The organism is Thermogemmatispora sp., from assembly GCF_019683755.1.
Taxonomy (GTDB): domain Bacteria; phylum Chloroflexota; class Ktedonobacteria; order Ktedonobacterales; family Ktedonobacteraceae; genus Thermogemmatispora.
Map to the genome: position 1 here is coordinate 1 of NZ_JADGHT010000176.1, position 9,164 is coordinate 9,164.

General features: G+C 59.5%; 5 protein-coding genes. All 5 read left to right on the top strand.

The annotated features are described in order from the left end of the window. Positions 1-1,655: alpha-glucan family phosphorylase (gene glgP, locus IRZ24_RS12205; protein ID WP_297164575.1), on the top strand; the 1,655-nt coding region annotated here is incomplete at its 5' end. Positions 1,656-1,747: 92 nt separating this feature from the next. After that, positions 1,748-3,766, top strand: a complete 2,019-nt coding sequence (locus tag IRZ24_RS12210; RefSeq protein WP_297164578.1) for an FAD-dependent oxidoreductase — start codon at positions 1,748-1,750, stop codon at positions 3,764-3,766. A 39-nt stretch (positions 3,767-3,805) separates the two neighbouring features. After that, positions 3,806-5,812, top strand: a complete 2,007-nt coding sequence (locus IRZ24_RS12215) for a mycofactocin system FadH/OYE family oxidoreductase 2 (protein WP_297164581.1) — start codon at positions 3,806-3,808, stop codon at positions 5,810-5,812. Positions 5,813-6,026: 214 nt separating this feature from the next. Beyond that, complete coding sequence (locus IRZ24_RS12220; RefSeq protein WP_297164585.1) at positions 6,027-8,165, top strand: glycoside hydrolase family 15 protein; 2,139 nt, start codon at positions 6,027-6,029, stop codon at positions 8,163-8,165. Positions 8,166-8,250: 85 nt separating this feature from the next. Next, positions 8,251-9,164: electron transfer flavoprotein subunit alpha/FixB family protein (locus IRZ24_RS12225; RefSeq protein ID WP_297164588.1), on the top strand; the 914-nt coding region annotated here is incomplete at its 3' end.

Genomic DNA, 9,164 nt, shown 5'->3' on the forward strand with positions numbered 1-9,164 from the left:
CGCGCGAGGTGGTGGCCGCTAGCTCTCTGTTTACAACGCATACACCAGTACCCGCAGGGAACGATACCTTTAGCTATGATTTGATTGATAAATATTTCAATACCTACTGGGGACAGCTCGGACTCTCTCGCGAGCAGTTTCTCGAGGTGGCTCGCGAAGATCACGGTTGGGGACCAACTTACGGGATGACGGTGTTGGCTCTGCGCCTGACAGGACAGCATAATGGCGTGAGCAAGCTGCATGGGGCTGTCTCACGCCGCATGTGGCAGTTCCTTTGGCCAGGAGTGGACCCCGATGAGGTGCCTATCGATTCGATTACCAATGGCATCCATACCCTCTCTTGGGTAGCCCCCGAGATGAACGCGCTCTTTCAGCGCTACCTGGGACCAGATTGGGCTGAGCACGTCGATGAACCGGATCTGTGGAACCGCGTGCTGGAGATCCCCGATGAGGAGCTGTGGCAAGTCCATCTACAGCGTAAGCGCCTGCTGATCGACTATGTGCGCCGCCGCTTAAAGCAGCAACATCTACGCCTGGGTGAGGGGCCGCTGCAAATGGCAGAGTTCGAGCGCATGCTTGATCCTCATGCCTTGCTGATCGGCTTTGCGCGCCGCTTCGCAACCTATAAACGTGCTACGCTGATCTTCCGTAACCTGGAGCGCTTGAAGCGGATTATGAATAATCCTGAGCGCCCTGTGCAGATCATCTTTGCAGGGAAGGCCCATCCCGCCGATGAACCGGGAAAGGCGCTGATTGAGCAGGTCTATCGCATCTCGCGCAGCGACGATTTCCGCGGTAAGGTGATCTTTCTAGAAAACTACGATATCGATATGGCTCGCTATCTGGTGGCCGGTACCGATCTCTGGTTGAATAATCCCATTCGCCCCCATGAGGCAAGCGGTACCAGCGGTCAGAAGGCCGCCCTGAATGGACAGCCTAATTGTAGCGTGCTCGATGGCTGGTGGGCTGAAGCCTATAACGGACGCAATGGCTGGGCCATCGGTGAGGAGCGCGAGTATCATAACCCCGATATCCAGGATGAGGCCGACAGCCTCTCGCTCTATGATTTGTTAGAGCGCGAGATTATCCCGACTTACTATGAGCGCGACCTGGCTAATAGCGGTCTTCCTCACCGCTGGATCAGCTATATGAAAGAGGCTATCCGCTCCTGCGCTCCTCACTTCAGTACTCGACGAATGGTGAAAGAATATACCACGCGCTTTTACGTGCCACAGATCCAGCAGGGCCAGCGCGTCGAACAGAACGCTTATGAGCTAGCTCGTGCGTTGGCTCAGTGGAAAGAGCGCATTCAGCGGCACTGGGATAGTCTGGCGCTCTATGTCGAGGGACGACGCGAAGGTCAGCTCAGCCTGGGTGAGAGCGTCGAGGTGCGCGCCTGGGTTCGTGCACAAGAGATCACACCCGATGATCTCCTGGTCGAGTTAGTCTACGGCGAGAGCAGTGACGGAGAGCAGGTCAGCAATCAACGGGCTATTCCCATGCAGTATCGGCATCAGGAACAGGATGGCTCTTATCGTTATGAAGGGCGCCTCCAGCCGGAAGAGAGCGGCAGCCTGGTCTATGGTGTGCGCGTGCTGCCTAATCATCCGCTGCTGGCAGGAAAGCATGATATGGGCCTGGTACGCTGGGCCTAGAGCGCTCACCTGAGGCGCTCAACTGCTTCCTCTCTTGTCAGTGATCATAAGCGGCGCTGGCACTGTCGCCAGTGGAGAAGCCGCCCTAGGCCATGATGAGCATGTATACGAAACTGTTTCAACCTCTGACTATCGGGCCGCGTGAAGCGCGCAATCGTCTGATTTTTGGAAGCCATACGACCAACTTCTCCCGCCACCATCTGCTCAGCGAGCAGCACGGCGACTACTACGCGAGCCGGGCCGAAGGAGGTGTCGGCACTATTGTGCTGGAGGAGCACATTGTACACTCCTCCGACTTTCCCTATGAGGCTGCGCTGCTTGGCTACTTGCCTGAGACGCCGGTGGCCCTGGCCAGCGTGAGCGCTCGCGTGCGCGCCGCTGGGGCCTTGACGCTGGTTCAGCTGAACCACAATGGGCAGCAAGGGGTAAGTGATCATCACCAGCGTGAGCTGTGGGCTCCCTCTGCTGTGCCCGACGTGGCCACGCGAGAGGTCCCCAAGGCAATGGAACTGGAAGACATCCGCGCCGTGATCGAAGGTTTCGCCCTTGTCGCTCGGCACGCCGTGCGCGGTGAGGCCGATGGGGTAGAGCTGCAGGTCGCCGACCGCTCGTTGCTGCGCCAGTTTCTGTCTCCCTTGACCAATCAGCGCAACGATGCCTATGGCGGATCGCTGGAGAATCGCCTGCGTTTTCTTCAGGAGACCATCGAGGCTGTGGCTGCTGTCCTGGGAGGCAATTATATTCTCGGCGTGCGCCTCTGTGCCGACGAGCTGGCCCCCTGGGCCGGGCTGACTCCAGAGCAGGGCATTGAGATTGCTCGCCGCCTTGCAGCGACTGGCCGGGTGCACTATCTGACAGTGACGAAAGGCAGCATTCTAAGCACTCATCTGTTTCCCTTCCACGCCTCCATGCATGTGGCTCCCGGGTATGCGGTGGAGCTGGCGGCAGCCGTGAAAGAGGCTGTCTCTATTCCCGTTTTTGCCGCCGGTCGCATTATGGATGCCGAGCAGGCAGAGGCGATTATAGCGGCGGGCCACGCTGATGGGGTGGAAATGATCCGGCCTTTGATCGCCGATCCTGCTTTGCCACGCTTATCCCAGGCGGGCAAGGCGGAGCGGGTACGCCCCTGCCTGGCTTGCAATCAGGGCTGCCAGGTGCGGGGTCTACTCAACGCCGCCTTGAGCTGCAACGTTAATCCCGATGTACTCCATCCCTGGCCAGCGCCGGCCTCTCTGTTGAGCGAGCAGCCAGCAGCCCATGATCAGCGCCAGGCTCCTTCTGCTAAGCCGCCCTCTCTCAGCGAAGCCTTCGTCATCGTGGGAGCTGGACCAGCAGGACTAGAGGCGGCACGTACCGCCGCTTTACGGGGACGCAGAGTGGTACTCTTCGAGCGTGAGTCGGAGCCAGGCGGCGCAGTGGCGCTGGCTGCCCGGGCCCCAGGACGCGCCTCACTGCGTCGTATCATTGACTATCTGGTACAAGAATGCGAGCGTCTCGGAGTCGAACTGCAGACCGGAACCGCTGTGAGTGCCTCCTGGCTGCTGGCACAGCGCCCCGGCGCCGTTCTTGTGGCTACGGGCGCGAAGGCCGGTCAGGGCCTGCTGCCGATTCCTGGCCATGATCTTCCGCATGTGCTGGATGTGCGCCGCATTCTGCGTGGTGAACGAGTGCAGGGGAAAGGTCAACGGGCAGTCGTGATCGATGAGACGGCTTCACATGGGGTCCTTTCGGCAGTAGAGCTGTTGGCTACAGAGGGATGGCAGATCGAGATTGTTACCGAAGACTGGTACGTGGGGCGCGATCTGGTTGGAACCTACGATCTGCCCGCCTGGTTAGGGCGAGTGCTTCCCCATGGGGTGGTTATGACCCCCCATACAAGTGTCGTGCGCATCGAACCTGGACAGGTGATCGTGCGCGATCGCTTTGCCCTGGGTGAGCGCGCATTGCCCGCGGATCTGGTAGTGTTGGGAGTCTATGAGCAGCCCGACCAGGATCTCTACTTTGCCTTGAAAGGACGCCTCACTCGCCTGCGCCGGGCCGGCGACTGCGTGACGCCCCGCCGGATCGAGCAGGCGATCGCAGAGGGACGCCAGGCAGGCTTGTGGGCCTGAGCGTCGGTCAGTGCCTGAGCAGAGCAGGAGGGTCCGCCAATGGCAGGCCAGTTTCAGTTTCTATTTACGCCGCTGCGCATCGGCACAGTGGTGGTTCCTAACCGCGTTGTCTTCGCCGCTCATTTGACCAATCTGGCCGAGGAGAATCAGCCTGGCCCGCGCTTGATCGCCTACTATGTCGAGCGCGCCCGTGGCGGCTGTGGTTTGATTATCACGGAGGAGCAGTCGGTCCATCCTAGTGACTGGGCCTATCAAAAGTTGATCCACGGCTTCGATCCTCGCGTTATTCCCGCTTATCGCCGTCTGACGCGCGCCGTCCACGAGTATGGAACACGGATCTTTGCCCAGCTCAATCATAACGGTATGCAGGCAAGCAGCCTCTATTCGCGACGCCCCGTTCTCGGTCCCTCGCCTCTGGTCGATCCGATTCACCGCGAGATGTGCAAGGAGATCGAGCCAGAAGAGATTGCCGAGATCGTTCGCGGTTACGCCCTGGTGGCCCGCCATGTGCGCGAGGGCGGCTTTGATGGGGCCGAACTACAAGCCTCGCATAGTTCGCTGATTCGTCAATTTCTCTCTCCCTATTACAATCGGCGCCAGGATGCTTACGGCGGCTCGTTAGAGAACCGCCTGCGCTTCGTGTTGGAGGTCATCGAGGCGATTCGCGCTGAGGTTGGCCGCGATTTCCCGCTGGGTATTCGCTTGTGCGGCGATGAGCTGATCCCTGGGGGACTGACGTTCGCCGATGTGCGTGAGATTGCCCTGCGCCTGGAGGCCACTGGTCAGCTTGACTTCATTAATACAAGCATCGGCGAATTCCATAATCTCTATATGGTGGAGGGGTCGATGCACACTCCGCCTGGCTACCAGCTCTTTGTTTCAGCAGGCCTGCGTGAAGTGCTGCAGCTCCCAGTTTTCTGCACCGGGCGCATCAAGGACCCTGTCCAGGCGGAGCGCATTCTGCGTGAGGGGCTGGCGGACATGGTTGACGTCGTGCGCGGCCAGATCTGCGATCCGGCTTTTGCTCGCAAAGCACGCGAGGGACATAGCGAGAGTATTCGCCTGTGTATCTCTTGTAATCAGTATTGTATCGGACGCATGGGTTTGAATCTCAGCCTGGGCTGCATTCAGACCCCGGCAACAGGCAACGAGCTGCGCTTTCGCCCTTTACCGGCGCGGCCCTCACTGAGAAGCAACGTCCGCCGTCCGCGCATACTTGTCGTCGGTGGAGGACCAGCAGGCATGCAGGCCGCCAAGGTCATCGCCCAACGCGGCGGCCAGGTACGCCTCTACGAGCGTCAGCCTGAGACTGGCGGCCAGATCAACCTTATTGTACGCGTGCCTGGCCGCGTCGAGTTTGGCGATGCCGCCCGGAATCTTCAGCGTGAACTCGCTGAGGCAGGGGTTGAGGTAATTACAGGTACCGAGGTCGATGCTGACCTGCTTTTGAGAGAGCAAGCAGACGCGGTGATCATTGCCACCGGCTCCCGACCCGGCCCAGTTTCGCTGCCCGGCGGCGATCTACCTCATGTGGCCAATGTCTGGCAGGTGCTCCTCGGAGAGAAGACGGCTGCTGCCGGTCAGCGTGTTCTCGTCTATGATCAGGTCGGTTTCCACCAGGCGACCAGCGTAGCAGAGCTGTTAGCCGAGCGCGGCTGTCAGGTCGAGGTGGTCACTCCGCAGTTCTACGTAGGGGGCGATCTTAGCGTTACGCTGGATCTTGAGCTGTGGTATCGACGGATGCTGGCTCATGGCGCGATCTTTACTCCTCACCATTATCTGGCAGCTCTCCAGCCAGGGGGAGCCACCATCGTCAATAACTATACTGGCCAGGCCCGTACAATCGACGATTTGGCTCTGGTAGTGGTGGTTGCACCCCAGGTTGCTGAAGATGCTCTCTATCAACGCCTCAAGGGACGTATTGCTCAGCTCTACCGCATAGGGGATTGCCTGGCACCACGGCGGGTAGAACATGCCATTCTTGATGGGGAGCGCGTTGGGCGGGCGCTGACTCTTGAGGGCCTCTCTCCCGTCGATGGCGACTAAGGAGGAGACTGGCTTTGCTCTCGGCACGGTCAAGAAGGTTCTGAGGCTTGTCGATTTTGTCCTGGATGCTACAATACAGGGAAATCCGCTGCGCTGATGCCAGTGCCAGCGCCCCCGGGACCCAGAGCTTACCTGGTTGTCCTCTAGCAGCAGACGTCAGCTCTTAGCCAGCGCGGCGGGTTGCGCTAGACTAAATGCCGCTTGTGGAGTAGGTATGTCTGTTGAGCGTTCTTCTTTCTCGCCAGAAGAGCAAGGGGAGCAAGCCTCCACCTCTGGCGGCTTGGCTCCATCCGAGCTTGCCGCCCAGCTCAGTGCAGGTATTAATGCCAATTATTTGGCCGATCCACCAGCCCGGCGCGCTAGCGTTCCACCGTTGCCCCCAGAACGGGCCTTGAGCCTGGCCTGGCTCTATAGCGCTCTTCTTGGGAATGGCAGATTGCTCGTTTGCTTAGATGAGACAGCGACTCCTGTCCAGTGCTTCTATCCGCATATTGACGGTGGACCGCATGTGCGTTCCCTGTTGCAGGGAGTGCAGGTCGAGCGTGAGGATGGAACAACTCAGGTGAGCTGGTTGGCAGAGGCAGACTGGTCGCATGAGCTACGTTATTTGCCCGCCAGTGCCGTAGTCAGCGCGCGCTCAGAGCACTCACATCTGGGCTTAGTCATTGAGCGCCGTCTTGCCGTTCATCCTGAGCACGATCTGCTTGTAATTGAACTGAGCTTGACGAATGGGAGTCAGGCTCCCCTGCGCTGCAGTCTAGTCACCTATGCCGCGATTGATATCGATTTGCGGCCAGCAGGGAACTGTGTCTGGTATGACCCTGAAACGGAGTTGCTGACCTTCTTTCACGCTGACCGCTATCTGACCCTGGCTAGCAACTGGCCCGTGGCCGATTTTGCCTGCGAGCAGAGCCGTCCTGGCATTATTGATGTTGCTTTCAACATGGCTACTGAGCAGCGCTATAGCCGCCAGGAGTTCGCCGTTGGTCAAGGAGCGGCAGCGCTCCGTCACACTATTGGTGAGCTGGCCCCAGGCGCCAGTCGCAGCGGCGCTTTGCTCCTCTCCTTTGGTCGCACGCTAGAGGCTGTGCGAGCGCTCCTCTCTCAGCAACGAGGGAATAGCAGCCAGTTACTGGCAGAGACGCTCACTTACTGGCGACGGTACTGCTCACGCTGCACGCTTGATAATGTAGCAGATGAGATCAGACAGCTTTATGAGCGCTCACTGATAGTGCTCCATTTGCTAAGCGACCGCGAGACAGGAGCGATCCTCGCGGCTCCAGAGATGGACCCGGCTTTCCGTTCCAGTGGGGGCTATGGGATGTGCTGGCCACGTGATGGCGCCTATAATGCCCATGCTCTCGATATAGCTGGTGAGCACGAGCGCGCCCGCGCCTTCTTTGATTGGGCTTTGCGCACCCAGGAGGTTTCTGGTTGCTGGTACCAGCGCTACGATACCCATGGGAACCTGGCACCGACCTGGGGCTTGATCCAATTTGACGAGATTGGCATTGTTGTCTGGGCCGTGGAGCGGCACATCGATCTGACTGGGGATGTGGAGTATGCTCGCTCGGTTTGGCCAGCACTGAGCCGGGCCGGTCACTATATGCTGCACGAGCTTGATGCGGGAACCGGCTTGGCACCGATCACCAAGGATCTGTGGGAGGAGTTCGATGGCATTAGCACCTACGCTTGTGCCACAACCTGGGCTGGTTTCACTGCCCTCGCGCGCCTGGCTGCCCTGCTGGGTCAGGAGGCCGAGGTCCAGCAGTGGCAGGAAGCCGCCGCCCGCTTAAAGCAAGCGATCGAGCAATATCTGTGGAGCGCGTCTGCAGGGCACTTCCTGCGCGGCGCTCATTTGAAAGTGGCACCCCTTGAGGAGAACGAGGCAGCTCCTCTGGCCGCCGATGAGACGGCCGTCGAGATCCGAGGCCGACGCTGGCGCGCGCGCCGCGAAGATCCAACGCTCGATATCTCTATCCTAGGTTTGGCTGTTCCTTTTGGTGTTTTTTCTCCTACAGACCCACGCCTGCAGGCCACCGCCAGCGCCATTGCTGAGCGGCTGCGCAGTCCTGTCGGTGGCATTCTGCGCTATCAGGGGGATAGCTATCGCGGTGGCAACCCCTGGATACTATGCACTTTGTGGCTGGCCTGGTATGAGGCTCTGGCAGGTGATCTGGAGGCAGCCGAGGAGCTTTATCGTTGGGCTGTCGAACATCGCACCGCTCTTGATCTGCTCCCCGAGCAGATTAGTCGCCAGAATGGTCAGCCTTGTTGGATCTTGCCGCTCGGCTGGTCGCATGCTATGTTTGTCCTCGTCACCCAGGAGCTCAGAGCCAGGGGTCGGCTTTAGATTCGCCTATCGAGAGAGGTTTAAAGATCATAAAGTGAATCTCATTAAAAGGGCTGCAGGTGTGCCACTCCTGAGAGGTGAGAGCTTGGCCGAACTCTGGGTTGTCTTACAAGAACAAGAGGGCCTACCCCCTGAGTATAATCAGGAGGTGCTTGCTGAGGCGCAAGAAGTCGCCGTTCAACACGCAGAGAGATTGCAGCTGTGCGCAGTGCAATTGCGTGCTCCTTTCTCTCCTTCAGCAGAAGCAAGCATAGAGGAAGCTTTCAGGACCGTCATCCCCGAGCGTCTCTATGTCTTGCAACATCCCGCTCTGGAGCGCTACACGACCGAGGGCTATGTAGCAGCGTTGCGCTGGTTGCTTCGAGAGCGTACACCGGTGCTCATCGTAACCAGCGCCACGGCCAACGGTCAGGATTGGGCCCCGCGCCTGGCGGCGCAGCTTGGCCTGCCCTTTGTGGCACGCTGCCTGCGTTTCTCTCTGGAGCAAGATGCGCTCTCGAGCTTGCGGGCGCTTTATGGCGGACGGGCCTATGTTCAGACGCGCACGCGCCTTCAGAGGCAGCCAGCGCTGGTTACCTTTGCGCCCGGCACGAGGGGCACCCCACCAGCGTCACGCTCTCAAGCGAGGCGCTGGCCGGAGATCATCACCTATGAGCTTCCCCTACCAATTGAGGAGTTCAGCTTGCGTCTGCAGTCGCTCGCAATCGAGGCGCCGGCGGCAGAGGAAGTAGAGCTAGAGGCCGCCGAGAAAATTGTGGCAGGTGGCCGGGGGGTCGGTCGCGAAGGCTTTGCCGAGATTGCGACCTTTGCCCGTCTGCTGGGAGCCGCCGTCGGAGCCAGCCGTGTTGCTACTGATCGCGGTTGGGTCGAACCGGAGCGTCAAATTGGAGCCACCGGCAAAAGTGTCAGTCCAAGACTCTACATTGCCTGCGGTATTTCAGGCGCGGCTCAACACACCAGTGGCATTCGGGAGGCTCAGACCATTATTGCTATTAACCC

Excerpts from the sequence above, each read along its gene's own strand:
- IRZ24_RS12210 (WP_297164578.1), top strand. The coding sequence starts at position 1,748 with ATGATGAGCATGTATACGAAACTGTTTCAACCTCTGACTATCGGGCCG.
- IRZ24_RS12220 (WP_297164585.1), top strand. The coding sequence starts at position 6,027 with ATGTCTGTTGAGCGTTCTTCTTTCTCGCCAGAAGAGCAAGGGGAGCAA.
- IRZ24_RS12215 (WP_297164581.1), top strand. The coding sequence starts at position 3,806 with ATGGCAGGCCAGTTTCAGTTTCTATTTACGCCGCTGCGCATCGGCACA.